The organism is Mycobacterium sp. MFM001 (genome assembly GCF_003402475.1).
GTDB lineage: Bacteria > Actinomycetota > Actinomycetes > Mycobacteriales > Mycobacteriaceae > Mycobacterium.
The window spans coordinates 313,268-335,076 of record NZ_BFAB01000003.1; the positions used below are offsets into that span (position 1 = coordinate 313,268).

At 67.3% G+C, this 21,809-nt stretch carries 22 protein-coding genes and 2 tRNA genes; 7 read left to right on the forward strand and 17 right to left on the reverse strand.

Annotated features, from left to right (window positions below):
* Window position 1: 1 nt before the first annotated feature.
* Complete coding sequence (locus MFM001_RS07685; RefSeq protein WP_116374645.1) at window positions 2–1,147, forward strand: FAD-dependent monooxygenase; 1,146 nt, start codon at window positions 2–4, stop codon at window positions 1,145–1,147.
* Window positions 1,148–1,197: 50 nt separating this feature from the next.
* Here the strand turns inward: MFM001_RS07685 and MFM001_RS07690 are convergent, their stop codons facing one another.
* The 5 genes from MFM001_RS07690 to clpX form a co-directional block, all read right to left on the reverse strand.
* Entirely contained in the window at window positions 1,198–1,770 is a 573-nt protein-coding gene (locus MFM001_RS07690) for a transglycosylase family protein (protein ID WP_116374745.1), read from the reverse strand.
* 1,016 nt (window positions 1,771–2,786) lie between these two features.
* Entirely contained in the window at window positions 2,787–3,401 is a 615-nt protein-coding gene (gene mobA / locus MFM001_RS07695; RefSeq protein ID WP_255422200.1) for a molybdenum cofactor guanylyltransferase, read from the reverse strand.
* A gap of 1 nt (window position 3,402) precedes the next feature.
* On the reverse strand, window positions 3,403–4,470 hold the full coding sequence (locus MFM001_RS07700) for a 2-oxoacid:ferredoxin oxidoreductase subunit beta (protein ID WP_116374647.1): 1,068 nt from the start codon (window positions 4,468–4,470) through the stop codon (window positions 3,403–3,405).
* Window positions 4,467–6,419 carry a 2-oxoacid:acceptor oxidoreductase subunit alpha gene (locus MFM001_RS07705; protein WP_116374648.1) on the reverse strand — a complete coding sequence of 651 codons (1,953 nt, stop codon included), beginning with the start codon at window positions 6,417–6,419 and terminating at the stop codon, window positions 4,467–4,469. Before MFM001_RS07705 ends, MFM001_RS07700 begins: the two co-directional genes overlap by 4 nt.
* 313 nt (window positions 6,420–6,732) lie before the next feature.
* Window positions 6,733–8,016, reverse strand: coding sequence for an ATP-dependent Clp protease ATP-binding subunit ClpX (gene clpX / locus MFM001_RS07710; protein WP_116374649.1), 1,284 nt, complete (start codon window positions 8,014–8,016; stop codon window positions 6,733–6,735).
* A 246-nt stretch (window positions 8,017–8,262) separates the two neighbouring features.
* On the opposite strand from clpX, the gene mmuM reads away from it, so the two are divergent.
* Window positions 8,263–9,117, forward strand: coding sequence for a homocysteine S-methyltransferase (mmuM, locus tag MFM001_RS07715; RefSeq protein ID WP_116374650.1), 855 nt, complete (start codon window positions 8,263–8,265; stop codon window positions 9,115–9,117).
* On the opposite strand, the gene clpP2 is transcribed toward mmuM, so the two are convergent.
* The 4 genes from clpP2 to MFM001_RS07735 all read right to left on the reverse strand — a co-directional run bounded on the left by clpP2 (window position 9,118) and on the right by MFM001_RS07735 (window position 11,933).
* Complete coding sequence (gene clpP2 / locus MFM001_RS07720; RefSeq protein WP_116374651.1) at window positions 9,118–9,753, reverse strand: ATP-dependent CLP protease proteolytic subunit ClpP2; 636 nt, start codon at window positions 9,751–9,753, stop codon at window positions 9,118–9,120.
* Window positions 9,750–10,334: an ATP-dependent Clp protease proteolytic subunit gene (locus MFM001_RS07725; protein ID WP_116374746.1), complete on the reverse strand. Its 585-nt coding sequence runs from the start codon at window positions 10,332–10,334 to the stop codon at window positions 9,750–9,752. Before MFM001_RS07725 ends, clpP2 begins: the two co-directional genes overlap by 4 nt.
* Before the next feature lie 106 nt (window positions 10,335–10,440).
* Window positions 10,441–11,808, reverse strand: coding sequence for a trigger factor (gene tig, locus MFM001_RS07730; protein WP_116374652.1), 1,368 nt, complete (start codon window positions 11,806–11,808; stop codon window positions 10,441–10,443).
* Between the two features lie 51 nt (window positions 11,809–11,859).
* Window positions 11,860–11,933: transfer RNA gene (locus MFM001_RS07735), tRNA-Pro, on the reverse strand.
* Between the two features lie 114 nt (window positions 11,934–12,047).
* Between MFM001_RS07735 and MFM001_RS07740 the strand changes: the two genes are divergently transcribed.
* The 3 genes from MFM001_RS07740 to MFM001_RS07750 all read left to right on the forward strand — a co-directional run bounded on the left by MFM001_RS07740 (window position 12,048) and on the right by MFM001_RS07750 (window position 14,732).
* A tRNA-Gly gene (locus tag MFM001_RS07740) sits at window positions 12,048–12,121 on the forward strand.
* Window positions 12,122–12,204: 83 nt separating this feature from the next.
* A complete protein-coding gene (locus MFM001_RS07745) occupies window positions 12,205–13,389 on the forward strand; it encodes a serine hydrolase domain-containing protein (RefSeq protein WP_116374653.1) in 1,185 nt (394 codons plus the stop codon).
* 164 nt (window positions 13,390–13,553) lie between these two features.
* The gene (locus MFM001_RS07750) at window positions 13,554–14,732 is read left to right on the forward strand and encodes a serine hydrolase domain-containing protein (protein WP_116374654.1); all 1,179 of its coding nucleotides are present in this window, start codon (window positions 13,554–13,556) and stop codon (window positions 14,730–14,732) included.
* Window positions 14,733–14,740: 8 nt separating this feature from the next.
* Here the strand turns inward: MFM001_RS07750 and MFM001_RS24610 are convergent, their stop codons facing one another.
* From MFM001_RS24610 to MFM001_RS07775, 5 genes are all read right to left on the reverse strand, one after another.
* The gene (locus MFM001_RS24610) at window positions 14,741–15,064 is read right to left on the reverse strand and encodes a hypothetical protein (RefSeq protein WP_192886885.1); all 324 of its coding nucleotides are present in this window, start codon (window positions 15,062–15,064) and stop codon (window positions 14,741–14,743) included.
* 108 nt (window positions 15,065–15,172) lie between these two features.
* Window positions 15,173–15,526 carry a hypothetical protein gene (locus MFM001_RS07760; RefSeq protein ID WP_192886878.1) on the reverse strand — a complete coding sequence of 118 codons (354 nt, stop codon included), beginning with the start codon at window positions 15,524–15,526 and terminating at the stop codon, window positions 15,173–15,175.
* 96 nt (window positions 15,527–15,622) lie between these two features.
* Window positions 15,623–16,411 carry an Fpg/Nei family DNA glycosylase gene (locus MFM001_RS07765; protein ID WP_116374655.1) on the reverse strand — a complete coding sequence of 263 codons (789 nt, stop codon included), beginning with the start codon at window positions 16,409–16,411 and terminating at the stop codon, window positions 15,623–15,625.
* Window positions 16,412–16,415: 4 nt separating this feature from the next.
* Complete coding sequence (locus MFM001_RS07770; RefSeq protein ID WP_116374656.1) at window positions 16,416–16,898, reverse strand: ribose-5-phosphate isomerase; 483 nt, start codon at window positions 16,896–16,898, stop codon at window positions 16,416–16,418.
* 91 nt (window positions 16,899–16,989) lie between these two features.
* Window positions 16,990–17,601 carry an Rv2466c family mycothiol-dependent reductase gene (locus MFM001_RS07775; protein ID WP_116374657.1) on the reverse strand — a complete coding sequence of 204 codons (612 nt, stop codon included), beginning with the start codon at window positions 17,599–17,601 and terminating at the stop codon, window positions 16,990–16,992.
* Between MFM001_RS07775 and MFM001_RS25105 the strand changes: the two genes are divergently transcribed.
* Window positions 17,600–17,785, forward strand: a complete 186-nt coding sequence (locus tag MFM001_RS25105) for a hypothetical protein (protein ID WP_142760677.1) — start codon at window positions 17,600–17,602, stop codon at window positions 17,783–17,785. The two genes, MFM001_RS07775 and MFM001_RS25105, sit on opposite strands and share 2 nt — an antisense overlap.
* Before the next feature lie 9 nt (window positions 17,786–17,794).
* Entirely contained in the window at window positions 17,795–20,356 is a 2,562-nt protein-coding gene (gene pepN, locus MFM001_RS07780) for an aminopeptidase N (protein WP_116374658.1), read from the forward strand.
* 72 nt (window positions 20,357–20,428) lie between these two features.
* On the opposite strand, the gene MFM001_RS07785 is transcribed toward pepN, so the two are convergent.
* The 3 genes from MFM001_RS07785 to MFM001_RS07795 are packed head-to-tail and all read right to left on the reverse strand — an operon-like array spanning window position 20,429 to window position 21,777.
* The gene (locus MFM001_RS07785) at window positions 20,429–20,896 is read right to left on the reverse strand and encodes a DUF5130 domain-containing protein (protein WP_116374659.1); all 468 of its coding nucleotides are present in this window, start codon (window positions 20,894–20,896) and stop codon (window positions 20,429–20,431) included.
* Window positions 20,883–21,107, reverse strand: a complete 225-nt coding sequence (locus MFM001_RS07790; RefSeq protein ID WP_116374747.1) for a hypothetical protein — start codon at window positions 21,105–21,107, stop codon at window positions 20,883–20,885. The genes MFM001_RS07785 and MFM001_RS07790 overlap by 14 nt, the downstream gene beginning before the upstream one ends.
* A gap of 34 nt (window positions 21,108–21,141) precedes the next feature.
* A complete protein-coding gene (locus MFM001_RS07795; RefSeq protein WP_116374660.1) occupies window positions 21,142–21,777 on the reverse strand; it encodes an HNH endonuclease in 636 nt (211 codons plus the stop codon).
* Between the last annotated feature and the right edge of the window lie 32 nt (window positions 21,778–21,809).

Sequence of the window (21,809 nt, forward strand, 5' to 3'; positions counted from 1 at the left end):
CATGGCGCAACGCATCGTCGTCGTCGGCGCGGGCATCGCGGGTCTGGCAAGCGCGGTGGCGCTGCAGCGGTGTGGCCGCGAGGTCTCGGTGATCGAAGAACGCACCGACACCTCGGCCGGGGCCGGGATCAGCATCTGGCCCAACGCGCTGGCCGCACTGGACCACATCGGCGTCGGGGATCGGGTCCGCGACGCCGGTGGCCGGGTCACCGCCGGTGCGCTGCGCTGGCGCGACGGCTCGTGGCTGCGCCGTCCCGCCGACGAAAGATTGGTCACCGCGCTCGGGGAGCCGATGGTGGTGGTGCAGCGCTCGGTCTTGCGGGACATCCTTGCCGCAGCGCTGGCGCCCGGCACGGTGGAATACGGCCTCTCGGCCGCCGGCATCGTGATGAACGGAGGCGTGCGGCTCGAGCTGTCGGACGGCACGGACCGCACGGCCGATGCGGTCGTCGGCGCCGACGGGATCCGCTCGCTGGTGGCGCGGCACCTCAACGGCACGCTGGAACACCGCTACGCGGGCTACACGGCGTGGCGTGGGGTGGCCTCCTGTGCCATGGACCCGCAATTGGCGGGCGAGACGCTGGGCCCCGGGGTGCAAACCGGCCACGTCCCGATGGGGCCGGACCGCACCTATTGGTTCACCACCGAGCGGGCGCCGGAAGGCCGGGTGTCGCCCGACGGCGAGTTGCCGTACTTACAGAAGAAGCTGGCCGGCTGGCCGGAGCCCATCCCGGGCATGCTGGCGGCGACGGCACCGGCCGACGTGTTGCGCAACGACCTCTACGACCGCAGCCGCGCCCGACGCTGGGCGCGCGGCCCGGTAGTGCTGGTCGGCGACGCCGCCCATCCGATGCGCCCGCATCTGGGCCAGGGCGGCTGCCAGGCGCTCGAAGACGCCGCGGTACTGGCCGCCTGTGTCCGGCAGGCCGCCGACCTGGCGAGCGCATTCGAGCGGTTCGCCGCGTTCCGGCGGCGACGGGTTGCCTCGATCGTCCGGGAGGCGGCGCTGATCGGCCGGGTGATCAATGCCCGCCCGGCGATTCTGAGCGCCGTCGCCAGCCGGGCCAGCGTGCTGGTTCCCGAAGCGGTGCTGACCCGGCATCTGGCGTCGGTGGCGGCCCGGTCGGCCTTCGCCGTCCCTAAATAGACGACGGTGCCGGACCCGAAGGCCCGGCACCGTCTTGTCTAGCTGTTGGGTCAGCCGCGGCGGCCGCAGACCGGCCACGCGCCGATGCCCTGCGTACGCAGAACGTTCTCGGCCACTCGGATCTGCTCCTCGCGGCTCGCGCTGGCCGGAGAGCCGGAGCCACCGTTGGCACGCCAGGTGCTCGGGGTGAACTGCAGACCACCGACGAAGCCGTTGCCGGTGTTGATCGACCAGTTGCCACCGGACTCGCACTGCGCGATCGCGTCCCAGTTCACGCTGTAGGCCTTCTTCACCGGCGCAGGAGCGGGCTCCTCGGGAGCGGCCTCCGGGGCCGGGGGCGCCTCGGGAGCCGGAGGAAGGCCCTCGGGAGCCGGAGGCAGGTCCTCCGGAGCCGGGGGCAGGTCCTCGGGAGCCGGCGGCAGGTCCTCGGGAGCCGGCGGCAGGTCCTCGGGGGCCGGAGGCAGATCCTCCGCAGGCGCTGCGTCACGCATGGTGCCGAGGGCGGCGTTCGAGTCCCAGGCCTCGCCTTCCGCGTAGGCGGTCGCGGCAAAGGGCGCGAGCGGCGCAGCGGCAAGCGCCCCGGTGATCGCGGCCATGATGAGCGTCTTGTGGACGTTCTTCAACATCGTTCCTTTCGCGGTGCGCGCGCCAAAGCAAGCCCACGAACGTGGGCTTGGGGTGCCTGTGCAGGCCGGGTTGGTGCTTTGGACCGTGCCGTCTCGTTCAGGCACGACAGCGGGGGCGTGGTCCGCCCGACGGGCTAGTGCCCGATGGCCGCGACGGCCGTGCCGTTCGCAGCCCCGCTCACACGCGGGTCCGTGGATTCGATTTTGGTGGCCGTTGAGGGCCGACACGGACCGTACGAGACCGGATTGCATTCGTCATCTCACGCGACACGCATATCTCGGTTCGATAACGACCGGATTATCGGCGGTTCGGATAATTGTCTTCCCAGGTCACCGATGTCTTTTTCGCCGGCGTCAAACCGGAGAAATCAGTAGTGCGCCGTGAGCCAAATCACGCAAATATTGTGAGCTGGGACACCGATTTGCCGTACGCAAACTGCCCGTTTCACGACTGACGCGGTGTCAGCAAGGCTGTTCGCGACCTGGAGCGCGCCGGAACGCTGACACGCCCCGATTCGGGTTCCGTGAACGGGGCTCCCCTTCCGAATGCGCTAGAATTGCCCTAAACCTTTGTGCGGCAGACGTTTTAGTCTCCACTTCCGTGGAGAAGGCTGCGCAAGGTGACAATGCCCAAATTTGAGCAGTACGAGCCGAACCGGCTTTTGGTCTCGTCAACCACGCAGTGCTACAACAGCTTTCGGTACGCCAGCACTGCGGGCCAACAAATCTCCGGCACCCCGGCCGGCTCGGGGCCCAGGTCACCCGCGGGCAGAAGGGCGATGGCCGCAGTGGGCAGCAATTTGCCGCGGAACATCCAATTTCGACGGGGCCAGCACGTCCCTTCAGACTCGTCGGCAGCTGTAATCCCTTCTGCAGCAAGGGTTTACCGGCTCGCTCTCAGCGAACTTTCGATATTAACAATGCTGTCCGGTGAATACGCCGCCGAATTTCTCAATTTTTGCGACGGGAATTTGCACCAAGAATTGGCGGAAATACCGCAGAATTGTGCGGGCTCAGCGACTGGATTTGACCAGCGCGCGCAGATCGTCCGCCGAATTCACATTGCTCAGCGGCCGGGAATCGGAGACCACGATCCGTTGAGTGTCGGCGCCGTCGACCAGCGCCCGCATGGCCCGCTCGCCGGCGGCCACCAGCGCGTCGATCCTGTCAGCCAGGTCGGTCCGGTACACCGCGGCCAGGTAGTGGTCGCGGCCGTCCCATGGCAACGTCACCTCGGCGTCCACCTCAGCTGCCCGGTCGGCCAGCGTGTCGATCAAATCAACCGTCAGCAACGGCATGTCGACGGCGCAGACGAATGCCCACGTGGTGCCGGCCTCCCGGGCGGCGCGCAGCCCGCGTCCGGTCGCCAACAGCGGACCCAGCCCGCGCACCTCGTCACGCAGGATGTCCGCCCGCAGGTCCGGCAGCGGCTGTCCCGGGGCGGCGACGACGAATACCGGCTGGCAACGCTTGCCCAGGATCCCGACCACGTGCTCGACCATCGTGGTTGGGCCTTCGGAACCCGAAATCTCCTCGGGTACTGCGAGAGTGGCCTTGTCGCGACCCATCCGCCGTGACGCGCCCCCCGCCAGCACTACCCCTGCCAACGAGGCCGGCCCGTTCGCCACGTCAGGCGACGGTCCAGGTGTCGCGGCCCCGCAGCAGCGATTGCAGCCCGGCGCGATCCGCCGGCGCAGTCGCCGCCGCAGCAGTCACCTGTGCGCGTGCGGCGTCGTCGTAGGTTGGCCGGCTCACCTGGCGGAAGATGCCCATCACGGTGTGCTCGAGGTTCTGGTCGGACAGCCGCGACAGCGCGAATGCGTAGGCCGAATCGGCGGCGTGCGCGTCGTGCACGACGATCTCGTCGGCGCTGACGTCGGCGGTCTTGGCCACCTCGAGCCCGAATCCCGAACGCACCACGCAGTATTCGTCGTTGGCGCCGAAGACGATCGGCTCGCCGTGGTGGACGTTGATCACCCGCTCCTCGGAGCCTTCTTTGCGCAGGGCGTCGAACGAACCGTCGTTGAAGATCGGGCAGTCCTGCAGGATCTCGACCAGCGCCGAGCCGCGGTGGGTGGCCGCGGCGCGCAGTACCTCCGACAGCCCCTTGCGGTCGGAGTCCAGCGCCCGCCCGACGAAGCTCGCCTCGGCACCCAGTGCCAGGGACACCGGGTTGAAGGGCTGGTCGAGCGAACCCATCGGCGTCGACTTGGTGACCTTGCCGACCTCGGAGGTGGGCGAGTATTGCCCCTTGGTCAGGCCGTAGATGCGGTTGTTGAACAGCAGAATCGTCAGGTTGACGTTGCGGCGCAAGGCGTGCACCAAATGGTTGCCGCCGATCGAGAGCGCGTCGCCGTCACCGGTGACCACCCACACCGACAGGTCCTCGCGGGCCAGCGCCAAGCCGGTCGCGATGGCCGGCGCGCGGCCGTGGATGGAGTGAAGTCCGTAGGTCTCCAGGTAGTACGGGAACCGGCTGGAGCAGCCGATGCCGCTGACGAACACGATGTTCTCGCGGCGCAGCCCGAGCTCGGGCAGGAAGTTGCGGATGGTGTTGAGGATGACGTAGTCACCACAACCGGGGCACCAGCGCACCTCCTGGTCACTGGTGAAGTCCTTGGCCTTCTGCGGCGCATCCGTGGTCGGGACTCCGCTGACGGCGCTCAACCCCAGGTCCTGCCCGATTACGTCAGTCATGCTTCTGCTCCCACCGTCGCCGCTGCCATCCTGGCGACCATTGCCTTGTCTTGCTCGATCTCGGCCAGCGTCCCGCCCAGCGCGGCGCTGATCAGCCGGCTCACTTCGTCGGCCAGGAAGGACAGCCCCTGCACCTTGGTGACCGACTGGATGTCGACCAAATACTTCCCGCGCAGCAGCAGCGCCAGCTGACCCATGTTCATCTCCGGGCACACCACCTTCGGGTAGCGGCGCAGCACGTCGCCCAGATTGGCCGGGAACGGGTTCAGATAACGCAGGTGGGCGTGCGCCACCTTGATGCCCCTGCGGCGCGCCCGCCGGCACGCTTCGCCGATCGGACCGTAGGTGCTGCCCCACCCGATCAGCAACAGCTCGGCGTCACCGGTCGGGTCGTCGACCTCGAGGTCAGGGACGCGGATCCCGTCGATCTTGGCCTGGCGCAACCGCACCATCAGGTCGTGGTTGGCCGGCTCGTAGGAGATGTTGCCCGACCCGTTGGCCGCCTCCAGCCCGCCGATGCGGTGTTCCAGACCCGGGGTGCCGGGAATCGCAAACTGCCGCGCCAGGGTTTCGGGGTCGCGGGCATAGGGCTGGAACGGCTCGTCGGCCTTGGCGAAGGTGTGCTCGATGGGTTCCAGGGTGCTGACGTCGGGGATCTGCCACGGCTCTGAGCCGTTGGCGATCGCGCCGTCGGACAACACGATCACCGGGGTGTGGTACGACACCGCGATGCGCACCGCCTCCACGGCGGTCTCGAAGCAGTCCGACGGCGACCGCGGCGCCAACACCGCGACCGGCGATTCGCCGTTGCGCCCGTACATCGCCTGCAGCAGGTCGGCCTGCTCGGTCTTGGTCGGCATACCCGTCGACGGACCGGCACGCTGAACGTCGATCACCAGCAGCGGCAGCTCGGTCATCACGCCCAGCCCGATCGCCTCGGACTTCAGCGACAAGCCCGGCCCGGAGGTGCTGGTGACCCCCAGCGCGCCGCCGTAGGCGGCGCCCAATGCCGCACACACGCCGCCGATCTCGTCTTCTGCCTGGAAGGTGATGACGTTGAAGTTCTTGTGCTTGGACAGCTCGTGCAGGATGTCGGAGGCCGGCGTGATCGGGTAGCTGCCGAGCACCACCGGGATGTCGGCGAGCTGGCCGGCTGTGACGATCCCGTACGCCATCGCGGTGTTGCCGGAGATCTGGCGGTACTCCCCCGCGGGCAGTTTCGCCGGGGAGACGTCGTAGGTGGTCCCGAACGCCTCGGTGGTTTCGCCGTAGTTCCACCCGGCCTTGAGCGCCAGCACGTTGGCCTCGGCGATGTCGGGCTTGCGGGCGAACTTCTCGCGGATGAACGCCTCGCTGGTTTCGATCGGCCGGCCGTACATCCAGGACAGCAGGCCCAGCGCGAACATGTTCTTGGCCCGCTGGCCGTCCTTCTTCGACGCGCCGATTGCCTCGACGGCGCCGAGCGTCAGCGTCGTCATCGCCACCGGCTGCACGACGTACTCGGACAGCTCGCCGGATTCCAGCGGATTGTCCTGGTAGCCGACCTTGGCCAGGTTGCGCTTGGTGAACTCGTCGGAGTTGGCAATCACCAGTCCGCCGCGCGGCAGGTCGCCGATGTTGGCTTTCAGCGCCGCCGGGTTCATCGCGACCAGCACGTCGGGCCGGTCTCCGGCCGTCAGGATGTCGTATTCGGCGATCTGGATCTGGAACGACGAGACGCCGGGCAGGGTGCCCTGCGGTGCACGGATCTCGGCCGGGTAGTTGGGCTGGGTGGCCAGGTCGTTGCCGAACAACGCGGCCTCGGAGGTGAACCGGTCACCGGTGAGCTGCATGCCGTCGCCGGAGTCTCCTGCGAAGCGGATGACGACTTGTTCCAGCTTCTGCCGCTTGGACGCTGCCGTGCTGGCTGAATGAGATTCTGACCTGGCTCCGTCCTCGTTCGGACCCACGTCCCCGCCTTCCGTCGCTGTCTGTCGCACGGGCACTCTGCGTTGCGCGCCTACCGGTACCCGCCGCCGAAGCAAAACCCCGGCCGCGTTTTATGTCACTGGTAGTACCGATTATTGCACTGCTCTTAGGGTTTAATTCACGCCCACGCGCATGACTACCGTATCGCCATCGGTTCAAAAAACGAGGTCAGACGCGCGGTGCGGAAGCGTGCAGGGGTGAAGTGTGGTGTTCATCACTTTTGCTGGAATGCAAAGTCTAAGAACAAAAACTACGCATGAGTAACATTAGCTAGCACCCCGGAGGGGTCGCGAATTACGCGCTCTTGTCGCGGCGTTCGGTGCGCGACGGCTTGCGCGGCACGATCGTGGGCAGCACGTTGTCCTGCACCGTCTCCTTGGTCACAACGACCTTGGCGACGTCGTCGCGGCTGGGGATGTCGTACATCACCGGCAGCAGGACTTCTTCCATGATTGCGCGCAAGCCGCGGGCACCGGTGCCGCGGTGGATCGCCTGTTCGGCGATGGCCTCCAGCGCATCGGTGGTGAATTCCAGTTCCACGCCGTCCATTTCGAAGAGCCGGGTGTATTGCTTGACCAACGCGTTCTTCGGCTGGGACAAGATCTTGACCAGCGAGTCCATGTCCAGGTTGGTCACCGAGGCCACCACCGGCAGCCGGCCGATGAATTCCGGGATGAGCCCGTACTTGATCAAGTCTTCGGGCATGACCTCGGCGAAGTGATCGGTGGTGTCGATCTCGGCTTTGGAGCGGACCTCGGCGCCGAAGCCGAGCCCGCGTTTGCCGACCCGGTCGGAGACGATCTTTTCCAGCCCAGCGAACGCGCCGGCCACGATGAACAACACGTTGGTGGTGTCGATCTGGATGAACTCCTGGTGCGGGTGCTTGCGCCCGCCCTGCGGCGGCACCGACGCCTGGGTGCCCTCCAGGATTTTCAGCAGCGCCTGCTGTACACCCTCGCCGGAGACGTCGCGGGTGATCGACGGGTTCTCGCTTTTGCGCGCGATCTTGTCGACCTCGTCGATGTAGATGATGCCGGTCTCGGCGCGCTTGACGTCGTAGTCGGCGGCCTGGATCAGCTTGAGCAGAATGTTCTCGACGTCCTCGCCGACGTATCCGGCTTCGGTCAGCGCGGTGGCGTCGGCGATGGCGAATGGCACGTTGAGCATCTTGGCCAGCGTCTGGGCCAGGTAGGTCTTGCCGCACCCGGTCGGGCCCAGCATCAGGATGTTGGACTTGGTGAGCTCGACGGGCTCACTGGCGCGGGAGTCGCGGCCCTTCTCGCCGGCCTGGATGCGCTTGTAGTGGTTGTAGACCGCGACGGCCAAGGTGCGCTTGGCGGTGTCCTGGCCGATGACGTAGCCCTCCAGGAATTCGCGGATCTCCGCGGGCTTGGGCAGCTCATCGAGTTTGACGTCGTCGGCGTCGGCGAGTTCCTCTTCGATGATCTCGTTGCACAGATCGATGCACTCGTCGCAGATGTATACGCCGGGGCCCGCAATGAGCTTCTTGACCTGCTTTTGACTCTTCCCGCAGAACGAGCACTTCAGCAGGTCACCGCCGTCTCCGATGCGCGCCATGGTGCTGGGAGCCTACTTCCTGTTCACCGTTTGTTGTGGTATGCCGCGTGTATTTCCCGACGCTACCCGCTTGCTCCGGCGCGACGCGACCGTTAAGGCCGAATCGCGTCAGTGATATTCGTGCCTGTCCGCTCAGAACATATCGCCTCACGGCGCTTGGCGCGCCTCGTAACGCGCCGCCGTGTCCCTGGCGTGTCGCGGCCGTTACTGGACCGATTCGCACCGCCCTACGCTGGGCCTGTGGGAATGGCCGTGCCCGACGATACCGTGTTGGTCGGCGACGGCGGACTGGCCACCGAGCTCGAGGCGCGCGGGCATGATCTTTCCGACCCGTTGTGGTCGGCGAGGCTGCTGGCCGACGCTCCCGCGGAGATCGCCGCGGTGCACCGGGCGTTCTTCGCCGCGGGAGCCATGTATGCGACGACCGCCAGCTACCAAGCCTCGTTCGAGGGTTTCGCCGCTCGCGGCATCGGCCGGAAGGACGCCGAGGGGCTGCTGCGGCGCAGCGTCGAACTGGCCAGAGCGGGCCCCTGGGTTGCGGCGTCGATCGGCCCCTACGGCGCGGCGCTGGCCGACGGCTCCGAATACCGCGGGCGCTACGGGCTTTCCGTCGCGCAGTTGGAGTCCTGGCATCGCCCGCGGTTGGAAGTGCTGGCCGAGGCCGGCGCCGACGTGCTCGCGCTAGAGACGGTGCCCGACGTCGACGAGGCCGAGGCATTGGTGAACCTGGTGCACGCGTTGGGGGTGCCGGCCTGGCTGAGCTACACCATCGACGGCGTCTTCACCCGGGCCGGACAGCCGTTGGCCGAGGCGTTCGCCGTCGCCGCGGGCGTGCCGGAGATCGTCGCCGTCGGGGTCAACTGCTGCTCACCCGACGACGTCTTGCCGGCGATCTCGGCGGCGGCCGAAACGGGCAAGCCGGTGATCGTTTACCCGAACAGCGGCGAGCGCTGGGACAGCGGCCGTCGCGCCTGGGTGGGGCCGTCGCGGTTCTCGGCAGATCTTGTGCCGCAATGGGTTTCGGCGGGAGCGCGGATCGTCGGCGGATGTTGCCGGGTGCGGCCGGCCGACATCGCCGACCTGGCCGCCGCGCTGCGGTGATTACGCCGGCTGCGCCGAGAGCTTGCGGTACTCCAGCACGGTGTCGATGATCCCGTAATCCTTGGCCTCTTCGGCGGTCAGGATCTTGTCGCGGTCGGTGTCCTTGCGGATCACCTCGGCTTCCTTGCCGGTGTGGCGAGCCAGCGTCGTCTCCATCAGCGTGCGCATCCGCTCGATCTCGGCGGCCTGGATTTCCAGGTCGGAGAACTGGCCCTGGATGACACCCGACAGCGACGGCTGGTGAATCAGCACCCGCGCGTTGGGCAGCGCCATCCGCTTACCGGGCGTGCCCGCGGCCAGCAACACCGCCGCGGCCGAGGCGGCCTGACCCAGGCACACCGTCTGGATGTCGGCCCGCACGTACTGCATGGTGTCGTAAATCGCCATCAGCGAAGTGAATCCGCCGCCGGGCGAGTTGATGTACATCGTGATGTCGCGGTCGGGATCCAGCGACTCGAGCACCAACAGCTGCGCCATGATGTCGTTGGCCGACGCGTCGTCGACCTGGACGCCGAGGAAGATGATGCGCTCCTCGAACAGCTTGTTGTACGGGTTGGATTCCTTGACGCCCCAACTCGAATGCTCGATGAACGACGGCAGGATGTAACGGGCCTGTGGTGCGATTTCGGGATTCATGATGCGGCTCCGTTGACGGGGGCGTTGGTGATGATGTGGTCGACGAAGCCGTATTCCAGGGCTTCGGCGGCGGTGAACCAGCGGTCGCGGTCCGAGTCGGCCATGATCCGCTCGATCGGCTGGCCGGTGAATTCCGCGTTGAGCCGGAACATTTCCTTCTTGATGACGGCGAACTGCTCGGCCTGAATCGCGATGTCGGCCGCGCTGCCGGTCACGCCGCCCAGCGGCTGATGCATCAGGATCCGGGCGTGCGGCAAGGTATAGCGCTTGCCTTTGGTGCCCGCCGCCAAGAGGAACTGGCCCATCGAGGCCGCCATGCCCATCGCGTAGGTGGCGATGTCGCACGGGGCGAGCACCATCGTGTCGTAGATCGCCATGCCGGCGCTGATCGACCCGCCGGGCGAATTGATGTACAGCGAGATGTCTTTGGTCGGGTCCTCGGCGGCGAGCAGCAGAATCTGCGCGCAGAGCCGGTTGGCAACGTCGTCGTTGACCTCAGAACCCAGGAAGATGATGCGCTCGGAGAGCAAGCGCTCATAGACCGAGTCGACGAGGTTCAGACCCTGCGTGTTCGAACGCATGTCACCGCTCACAGTGGACTACCTGCTTTCTCGTGTTCCGTATGAACGACACTAACCAACCGTTGCCGTGGTGCACTCCCCCAAGTGCCCGCGTTCGCTCAGAGCTTCACTCGGCGTCGCCCGCAGGCTCCGTCTCGTCGGCTTCGTCCGCGCCACGGCGAGGAAAGAACTCGCTGGTGTCGATCACATTCCCGTCGCTGTCGGTGACGGTGGCCGCCTCGACCACCGCGGCGATGGTCAGCCCGCGGCGGACGTCGGCGAACATGGCCGGCAACTGGTTGTTCTGCTGCATGTAGGCCAGCAGCTGCTGCGGCTCCACCCCGTATTGCTGTGAGGTCATCACCAGCCGCTCGGTCAGGTCGTCCTGGCCCACCTGGATGTCCAAGTCGTCGGCCAGCGCGTCGAGCAGCAGCTGCGTCTTGATGGCCTTTTCCGCGCCGGCGCGGGTGTCGGCGTCGAACTCTTCGCGCGACGATCCCTGCTCGGCGAGCGCCTCGGCGAATTTGGCTTCGTCGTGATCGAAGCGGTGGATGGCGTTGTGCAGCGCGTCGTCGACCTGGGCCTGCACGACCGCCTCGGGCAGCGGCATGTCGACCTGGTCGAGCAGGGCGTCGAGTGTGGCGTTGCGGATCGCCTCCGCCTGCTGGATGCGCTTGACCCGTCGCACCTGGTCGGACAGGTTGGCCCGCAGCTCCTCGATGGTGTCGAATTCGCTTGCCAATTGGGCGAATTCGTCGTCGGGCTCGGGCAGTTCGCGTTCCTTGACCGACCCGACAGTGACGGTGACCTCGGCGTCCTGCCCGGCGTGCGGGCCGGCGGCCAGCTTGGTGGTGAAGGTTGCGGATTCGCCCGCCGAGAGCCCGACGATCGCTTCGTCGAGACCGTCGACCAACTGGCCGGACCCGACCTCGTGAGACAGCCCCTGCGTCGTCGCCTCCGGCACGTCCTCGCCGTTGACCGTGGCGGACAGGTCGATCGAGACGAAGTCGCCGTTGGCGGCGGGCCGCTCGACTGACGTCAGCGTGCCGAACCGGGCCCGAAGCGACTGCAGTTCGGCGTCGACGTCCTCGTCGCTGACCTCGATGGGGTCGACGGTGATCTTCAACGCACTGAGGTCAGGCAGCGTGATGTCCGGGCGCACGTCGACCTCGGCGGTGAAGGTCAGCTCCTGGCCGTACTCCTTGTTGGTCACCTCGATGTCCGGCTGGCCCAGCGGCCGCACCTCCGACTCCGTCACTGCCTGGCTGTAGCGGCTGGGCAGGGCTTCGCTGATGACCTGGTCGAGCATCGCCTCGCGGCCGAAGCGCGCCTCGAGCAGCTTGGCCGGCGCCTTGCCCGGACGGAAACCGGGCAGCCGCACCTGCTTGGCCAGCTCTTTGTAGGCGCGGTCGAAGTCGGGTTCGAGCTCCGTGAACGGCACCTCGACATTGATCCGAACCCGGGTCGGGCTCAACTGCTCGACGGTGCTCTTCACGGCTGTACTCCTCGGTGTCGGTTCTGATGGGCGTCGGTGCTCGGCGCGGAGTCGGGGTGACAGGATTTGAACCTGCGGCCTTCCGCTCCCAAAGCGGATGCGCTACCAAGCTGCGCTACACCCCGCGGTGACCTCGCGATCCTACGGCCCTCCGGCGGCAACCTCACGGCAAGGTCACGGGAGCGCGTCATTTGGATTTGATGTCGGACGCGCCGTACAGTCTGGCTCGACTAATCCACGCGGGCGTAGCTCAATGGTAGAGCCCTAGTCTTCCAAACTAGCGACGCGGGTTCGATTCCCGTCGCCCGCTCCAAGCCAAGCCTTCGCACCAGTCAAGTGCGGGGAGAGCCGCCACCACCTGGGCTGAGAATGCCGACAATTCAGTAGAGAGGCGCCATGGCCGAGGTCGATATCCAAGGCTCATGCACGTCCCGCTTCGAGCGGGTACGCGACGCGTTCGAACAGAACTTTGCGCTGCGCAACGAGATCGGCGCCGCCGTCGCGGTCTGGGTGGACGGGGATCTCGTCGTCAACCTCTGGGGTGGTTCGACCGATGCCGCCAGGACCCGGCCATGGCGGGAAGACACGCTGGCGAATGTGCTCTCGGGCACCAAGGGACTGACGAGCACATGCGTGCACCACCTCGCCGACCGCGGCGAGTTGCACCTGGACGCGCCGGTGGCGCGGTATTGGCCGGAATTCGGCCAGGCCGGAAAGGAAGCCATCACGGTCGCGATGGTGATGAGTCACCGCTCCGGGGTGATCGGACCGCGTACCCGGCTGTCCTGGGAGGACGTCGCCGACTGGGATTTCGTCTGCGAGCGGCTCGCGGCCGCCGAACCGTGGTGGGAACCCGGTACCGCCCAGGGCTACCACATGACTACTTACGGTTTCATTCTCGGCGAGGTGTTCCGCCGGGTCACCGGCCGCACGGTTGGCCAGTATCTACGCACCGAGATCGCCGAACCGCTCGGCGCCGAAGTCCACATCGGCTTGCCCCGCCACGAACAACACCGCTGCGCCGATCGGGTGAACAAGCCGCACATCCGCGAGATGCTGGCCGACGTCGAAGCCCCCGGCTATCCCAGCACGCTAGACGAACATCCGAAGGCAGGTCTCTCCATCGCGATGGGCTTCGCCCCCGACGACGAGCTCGCTTGCAACAACCCCGCGCTGTGGCGGGAGCTGGAGTTCCCGGGCACCAACGGGCACGTGTCCGCATTGGGCCTGGCGACGTTCTACAACGCGCTCGCGCAGGAGAAGCTGCTGAGCCGTGATCACATGGAGCGGATCCGGGTGTCGCAGGGCGGTTTCGACACCGACCTGGTCCTTGGCCGCCGGGTGGCCGACCACGGGTGGGGTCTGGGCTACATGCTCAACCAGCGCTGCGTCAACGGGCCCAACCCGCACATCTTCGGACACGGCGGACTGGGCGGCTCGTTCGGATTCGTCGACTTAGAGCACCGAATCGGCTACGCCTACGTGATGAATCGGTACGACGCCACCAAAGCCAACGCCGACCCGCGCAGTCTTGCCCTGAGCAACACGGTCTACGCCGCGCTCGGGGTTATGCCGGAGTGACCCTGGAGCCGACGGCCCCGTACATTTAGTGCTCACGCAATTCCTGCGCGCAGCTCACCGGTGGAATCTAGTCTTCCAAACTAGCGAAGACGGCTCGATTCCCTGCGACCGCTCAGGGCGGGCGTGGAGTCCAAGGAGGGCAACAAATCCGCCAGACACGCGCCATAGGCGACGTCGACATCCATGGCTCGTGCGCTTTGGGCTTCGAGAAAGTTCGCGACGCGTTCGAGCAGAACTTTGCCCTGCGCAATGAAGTCGGCGCCGCGGTGGCGGCGTGGGTGGACGGGGATCTCGTCGTCAACCTGTGGGGCGGCTCCGCCGACGCGGCCGGTACCCGGCCGTGGCGTCAAGACACACTGGCCACCATCTTGTCCGCGACCAAGGGGCTGACCAGCACCTGTGTGCATCAGCTCGCCGAGCGTGGCGAGATCGACCTAGGCGCGCCGGTGGCGCGCTACTGGCCAGAGTTCGCGCAGGCCGGTAAACAAAGCATCACCGTCGCCATGGTGCTGAGCCACCGTTCCGGAGTGATCGGGCCGCGCGCCCGGCTGCGCTGGCAGGACGTCGCCGACTGGAACTTTGTCTGCGAACAGCTGGCCGCCGCCGAACCGTGGTGGACGCCGGGTACCGCGCAGGGCTATCACCTGGCCACGTTCGGGTTCATCCTCGGCGAAGTGGTCCGCCGGGTGACCGGTTGCACGCTTGGTCAGTACCTGCGCACTGAGATCGCCGAGCCGCTGGGCGCCGACATCCACATCGGCTTGTCGGCGGCCGAACTACTCCGCTGCGCGGACCTGGTCGACAAACCGCATCCCCGCGACATCCTGGCGAACGCACCGGACGACCCGGTCACGCTGGCCGAGGATCCGAAGGCCGGGCTGTCAGTCGCGTGGGGTTTTGTGCCCGACGACGAGTTCGGCTCCAACGACCGCACGCGGTGGCGACAGCTGGAGTTCCCCGACATCGGGGGTCATGTCTCGGCGCTCGGTCTGGCGACGTTCTACAACGCGCTCGCCCAGGAGAAACTGCTGAGCCGCCGCCACATGGAGTTGGTCCGGGTGCCGCAGGGCGGCTTCGAGACCGACCTGGTGCTCGGTCCCCGAGTCGCCGACCACGGCTGGGGCTTGGGCTACATGCTCAACCAGCGCTGCGTCAACGGGCCCAACCCGCACATCTTCGGACACGGCGGACTGGGCGGCTCATTCGGATTCGTCGACTTAGAGCACCGAATCGGCTACGCCTACGTGATGAATCGGTACGACGCCACCAAAGCCAACGCCGACCCGCGCAGTGTTGCGCTGTCCAGTGAGATCTACGCGGCGCTGGGGGTTAAGGCAGGCTGACGCAGGCCTTAGTGCCCGCCGCCGCCCCCGCCACCGCCGCCGTGGCCGCCGCTGCCGCCTCCGGCGGCACCGCCGTCTTCCCCGCCGCCGACGCCGCCGGGTGCTGGCCCGCCAGGGCCGGGTCCGCCGGGACCGGGACCGTAATCCCCGCCGGGACCCGGGCCGTTGCAGTAGGGGCCGTTTCCGGGGTTCCAGTCGTCGCCCGGATTGCACGGGTAAGTCGGGAAAGCCGTCATTTGCGCGTGGACGTCGCTGGCCGCGCCGAGCCCGACCAGGCCGAAGCCTGCCGAGAGTAAGGCCGTCGTTGCGGCGACGCGTACAGATTTCTTCATCTTCGGGCGGTACCCCGAGCGCGTGTGCGGGAAACGGCTTTTGGGTGAGAGATAGAGCGACGGTCGCGGGGTTTGGCCGCGACCGTCGCTTGCGGTGGTCAGGTGGGGTTAGCGGCGGGGTCCGCCAGGGCCACCCGGCCCGCCAGGCCCGCCCGGTCCGCCAGGACCGCCGGGGTGGTCACCAGGGCCGCCGGGTCCGCCCGGACCGCCCGGGTGGTCGCCAGGTCCGCCCGGTCCCCAGTGCGGGTCGGGATGGGGGTTGGGCCCTGGTCCGCGCCAGTTTTCGTGGCAGCCGTTCCAGTCCCAGTTAGGGCCCCAGCCGGGGTCCCAGAAGTCACCCGGGCACCATTGCGGGAACGGCCCGGGCTGGGCGTGAGCGTCGGTTGCGGTGCCGACGCCGGCCAGGCCCAATCCGACGGCGACGACGGCTGTTGCTGCGGTGATGTGTGCGATTCGTTTCACGCTTTTCTTCGTATCAAACGAACCTATGCGTGAGATGTGAGTCGGTTTTGAATGGAATGCGTTGCGCACCAAGCTTGATCAATGTAGCGGAGTCTGCTACCGCTGACATTCGGGGCACCAGAAGACGTTCCGGCCTTCCAGTTCCGCGGTACGGACTGTCGTGGCACACACCCGGCACGGGTCCCCTGCGCGGCGATAGACATAGGTGCGCGGACGGTCGGGCAGATACGACGGCGCGCCGTGGTCGTGCTCGGGGCGCACCACGAAAATCTTGCCGCGGCGTAGCCCGATTTTCATCAGCGCGACCAAATCTGTCCACGCCGCCTTGAATTCGGCTTCGGTGACCGCACGGCCGACCCGATAGGGGTCGATGGCGTGACGGAACAACAGCTCGCTGCGGTAGACGTTGCCGACACCGGCGATGACCGTCTGGTCCATCAACAACGCGCCGATTGGCCTGCGGGACTTGCTGATCCGCGCCCATGCCCATTCCGGGTCGGCGTCGCGGCGCAACGGGTCGGGGCCGAGCCGGGCCACCACGTCGGCAACCTGCGCGTCGTCGATTAGTTCGCACACCGTCGGGCCGCGCAGGTCGGTGCCGTACTCGGCGCCGACCATCCGCATCCGCACCTGACCGACCGGCGCCGGCATCGGGGTGGGGTGCTCGGTGAAACTGCCGTAAAGGCCAAGGTGCACATGCACTATCGGGCCGTCGGCGTAGTGGTGGAACAGGTGCTTGCCCCACACGCTGGTGTGTCGCAGCACGAGGCCGTCGACGGCGGCCGCCGCGAACCGGCCCTGCGGGCTGGACACTGCGACCGGCGCGCCGGCGAACCGCCGCTGGTGCAGCCGCGCCAGCCGGTGCAGGGTGTGGCCTTCGGGCACGGCGTTATTCGGCTGCAGCGCCGGGCACCGGCGGCGCTTGATGGGTGCGTTCGTATTCGGTGAGGATGTCGATACGACGTTGGTGGCGTTCGGCTTCCGACCACGGCGTGCTGACGAACGCGTCGACGATGGCCAGCGCCTCCGGGAGGGTATGCATGCGCCCGCCGATACCGATCAGTTGTGCATTGTTGTGCTCGCGGGCCAGCGTCGCGGTTTCCACGCTCCACGCCAGCGCGCACCGGGCGCCGGGAACCTTGTTGGCAGCAATCTGCTCACCGTTGCCCGACCCGCCGAGCACGATGCCCAGGCTGCCGGGGTCGGCCACCGTGCGCGCTGCGGCGGCGATGCAGAATGCCGGGTAGTCGTCGTCGGCGTCGTAGCTGAACGCTCCGCAGTCGATCGGCTCGTGGCCGGCCTTTTGCAGGTGTTCGATGATCTGCTGCTTGAGCTCGTAGCCGGCGTGGTCGGAACCGAGGTAGACGCGCATCCCGACATTCTTTCATTGCGGCGAGCGTGCGCGTCGCCGGCCGATACGCCGATCTACCCACCGGGATTGCGCACGCTCGCCGAAGGACTCGCTAGTCGAATTCGGGCCGTTCGGTGCGCGTGCGCTTGAGCTCCCAGAAGTGTGGGTAGGAGGCGAAAGTGACCGAGGCGTCCCAGAGCTTGCCGGCGTCCTCGCCGCGCGGGATCTTCGACAGCACCGGGCCGAAGAACGCGACGCCGTTGACGTGGATGGTGGGTGTGCCGACGTCCTCGCCGACGGCATCCATCCCGGCGTGGTGGCTCTTGCGTAGCGCCTCGTCGTATTTGTCGGTGTCGGCGGCGTCGGCCAGCTCGGCCGGCAGGCCGACCTCGGCCAGCGATTGCTTGATGACGTCGTCGAGGTCCTTGTTGTCCTCGTTGTGGATGCGGGTGCCCATCGCGGTGTACAGCGGCGCGAGAACCTTGGCGCCATGAGCCTGCTCGGCGGCAATCGCGACCCGCACAGGTCCAAAGGCTTTTGCCATCCGTTCGCGGTACTGCTCGGGCAGGTCGTCGCGGCCCTCGTTGAGCACCGCCAGGCTCATCACGTGGAAGTTGACCTCGATGTCGCGGACCTTTTCGACCTCCAGGATCCAGCGCGACGTGATCCATGCCCACGGGCACAGCGGATCGAACCAGAAATCGGCGACTGACTTCTTGGGCATGGGGATCCTCTCTTTGGCGGTGCGGCTAACCGTCCAGCACAACCGTAACCGCGGGACGACTGTTCCCGGGCCCGGGTTGTGGCGGCGACCCACTGCGCCCGGCTTCGCCGCGCTTGCGATCGCCGCCGGGTTGTCGCGGCGACCCACTGCGCCCGGCTTCGCCGCGCTTGCGATCGCCGCCTAGGTTGGAGCCGTGGCTCTTCCCAACCTCACCCGCGACCAAGCAGTTGAACGCGCCGCGCTGATCACCGTCGACGGCTACCGGATCAGTCTGGACCTCACCGACGGCAACGGCGCGCCCGGCGAGCGCACCTTCCGCTCGACCACCACCGTGGAGTTCGATGCGCTGGCCGGTGCAGACACCTTCATCGACATCGCCACCGACACGATCCACAGCGCCACCCTCAACGGCCGCGACCTCGACGTGTCGGCGTATGACGAATCGACCGGCATCGCGCTGACCGGCCTCGCCGAGCACAACGTCGTCGTCGTCGACGCCGATTGCCTCTACACCAACACCGGCGAGGGCTTGCACCGGTTCGTGGATCCGGTCGACGACGAGGTGTACCTGTACTCGCAGTTCGAAACCGCGGACGCCAAGCGGATGTTCGCCTGCTTCGACCAGCCCGACCTGAAGGCCACGTTCGACATCACCGTGACCGCACCGGCGCACTGGCAGGTGGTCTCCAACGGGGCCCCCGTCAGTAGCGACGGCGGTGTGCATACCTTTGCCACCACGCCGCGGATGAGCACCTACCTGGTGGCGCTGGTCGCCGGGCCGTACGCCCGGTGGGACGACGCGTACAGCGACGAGCACGGCGAGATCCCGCTCGGTGTCTTCTGCCGGGCGTCGCTGGCGCAGTACCTGGATCCGGACCGGCTGTTCACCGAAACCAAGCAGGGATTTGGCTTCTACCACAAGCACTTCGGTGTGCCCTACGCATTCGGTAAATATGACCAGCTGTTCGTTCCGGAGTTCAACGCAGGCGCAATGGAAAACGTCGGCGCAGTCACCTTCGTGGAGGACCTCGTCTTCCGCAGCAAGGTCACTCGTGCGTCGTATGAGCGCCGCGCCGAAACGGTGCTGCACGAGATGGCGCACATGTGGTTCGGCGATCTGGTGACGATGCGCTGGTGGGATGACCTGTGGCTCAACGAATCGTTCGCCACCTTCGCCTCGGTGCTGTGCCAAAGCGAGGCAACGGAATACACGCAGGCGTGGACGACGTTCGCCAATGCCGAGAAGTCGTGGGCCTACCGCCAGGACCAGCTGCCGTCGACCCATCCGGTGGCCGCCGACATTCCCGACTTGGCCGCCGTCGAGGTGAACTTCGACGGGATCACCTACGCCAAAGGCGCTTCCGTGCTCAAGCAACTCGTCGCGTATGTCGGGCTGGAGCAGTTCCTGGCCGGCCTGCGCGACTACTTCCGTGAGCACGCCTTCGACAACGCGACGTTCGACGACCTGCTGAGCGCACTCGAAAAGGCCTCGGGCCGCGACCTATCCGACTGGGGACGGCAATGGCTCAAGACCACCGGGCTGAACACGCTGCGCGCCGATTTCGCCGTCGACGCCGCCGGCCGGTTCACCCGCTTTGCGATCACCCAGAGCGGAGCGGAGCCGGGCGCCGGTGAAACCCGGGTGCATCGGCTCGCGGTCGGCATTTACGACGACGACGGCGCTGGCCGGCTGGTCCGGGTGCATCGCGAAGAGCTCGACGTGACCGGGCCGAGTACCGAAGTGCCTGCGCTGGTTGGTGTTTCGCGAGGGCAGCTGGTGCTGGTCAACGACGACGACCTGACGTATTGCTCGCTGCGGCTCGACTCGGACTCGTTGCAGACGGCTTTGGGCCGGATCGCCGACATCGCCGAGCCGCTGCCGCGCACACTGGTGTGGTCGGCGGCCTGGGAGATGACCCGCGAGGCCGAGTTCAAAGCCCGCGACTTCGTGGCACTGGTGTCGCGTGGTGTGGGCGCCGAAACCGAAGTCGGGGTGGCGCAACGGCTTTTGCTACAGGCACAGGCCGCATTGGGCTCCTACGCCGAACCCGGCTGGGCGCGATCGGAGGGCTGGCCGGCGTTCGCGGATCGGCTGCTGGAGTTGGCGCGCGAGGCTCAGCCGGGCTCCGATCACCAGCTGGCGTTCGTCAACGCGCTGTGCTCGTCGGTGCTTTCCGAGCGGCACACCGACGTCTTGTCGGCGTTGCTCGACGGCGATCCCGCGGAATCGGGGCTGCCGGGCCTGGACGTGGACACCGATCTGCGCTGGCGCATCATCATCGCGCTGGCCAGATCCGGCGTCGTCGACACCGACGTTATCGACGCCGAGGTGCAGCGCGATCCGACGGCCGCCGGCAAGCGCCATGCCGCGCAAGCCTCCGCCGCGCGGCCGCAGCCGGCGGTCAAGGACGAGGCGTGGACGACCGTGGTGGAGGACGACACGTTGCCGAACGTCACCGGCCGCTCGATCATCGGCGGCATCGTCTCACCGGGACAGGCCGAGTTGCTCAAACCGTTCACCGCGCGCTACTTCGCCGACATCCCCGGAGTGTGGAAGCGCCGGTCCAGCGAGGTGGCGCAGACGGTGGTCATCGGGCTCTATCCGTCGTGGGATATCAGCGACGACGGCGTCACCGCCGCCGACGAGTTCCTCGCCGACCCGGAGTTGCCGCCTGCGTTGCGACGGCTGGTGCTCGAAGGGCAGGACGGCGTCAAGCGGGCGTTGCGGGCGCGGCGGTTCGACGCCTCTGATTAGCGCGAGCGTGCGCTAAACACGGTTTGTGATCGGCGTGTCGACCGGGGCCACGCACGCTCGCGCTGATGGGGGCTAGGCCGGTGAGATGCCGGAGCTGATCTCCCGGACCGCACTGACCAGCCCGTCGATCAGATTGCCGTCCTGAAACGCCGCAGCGGCGGCGGCAACACCCTGCGGCGCCGCCGATTCGGCGCCGCGGCCGCGGACCTGCGAGCCGTACACCACCTCGATCGCATGCTGGTCGGGCGAGACCGCGATCAGCACCGCGTTGTCCGGCGTCGGCACCTTGGCCAGGATTTCCCGGGCCCGGGCGGCCGTGTCGTCGCCCAGGTCACCGACGTAGACGGCGAAGCGCGCCCCGGCTGCCCGCGACCCGTAGGTCAGCGCGTCGTCGATGGCGACCAGGTCCTTGATCGGGAACGGGTAGTGCACCGAGATGTCACCGGGCTCGGTGACTCCGGACACTCGTCCGCTGGCGGTGGCCACCCAGCCGTTGGGCAGCTCGGGTGGAGCAACGGTTGCGACCTCACCACTTGCCACTGGCGCCACCTCCCACGGTGAATTCGGCGGTGCCGTGGCCGTGGTGGCCGCCGATGTTCTCGTCGGTGGCGGCCCACAGGATCGGCGGGTGCGTCCACGGCTCGGACATCTTGTAGGTCGGCGGGTGGACACCCTTATGCGACCAGATCAGCGCCACCAGCACGAGCACCAGCAGCAGCGGGATTCCCACGAAGTAGAGGTGGATCTCCATCATGCTCACGACGCAAACCGTATCCCATCGCGAGTTAGGCGGCGCCCTCCCCCAGATACCGCGCCCACGACGGGTCGAGCTCCTTGACCGACGACAGCAGCCGCCAGTGCTGCCCCTTCGGCGAGGTCGGTGCCAGTCGCAGCGACCAGCCCAGCTCGGCCAGCAGCCGGTCACCCTTGCGGTGATTGCACGTCGAGCAGCACGCGACGCAGTTCTCCCACGAGTGATCCCCGCCGCGGCTGCGGGGCACCACATGGTCGACCGTGTCGGCCTTGGCGCCGCAGTAGGCGCAGCAGAAGCGGTCGCGGTGCATCAGCGCGGCGCGGGTCATCGGGACACGCGCCCGATACGGCACCCGCACATAGGTGCGCAGCCGGATCACCGACGGCACCGCGATCGCCCTGGTCGCCGAGTGGATGATCGGCCCGGCCGGGTCGTCGTGCACCACGTCGGCCTTGCCGCAGATCAGCATGATGATCGCCCGTCGCATCGGCAGCGCGGTGAGCGGCTCGTAGGTGGAGTTCAGCAGCAGCACCCGCCGGCGATTCCAGATGGAACCCGTGTCGTGCTGGACGGAGGGACGACTGTCGACACTGTGCAGGCATGCACCGGTCGGGCTGGCCGCGGCACCCGGACTGCGGTGACCGCGGCGTCTCTTATGCTGCGCCATACGTCCTCCGCCGAACAGTCCACCATGATTCG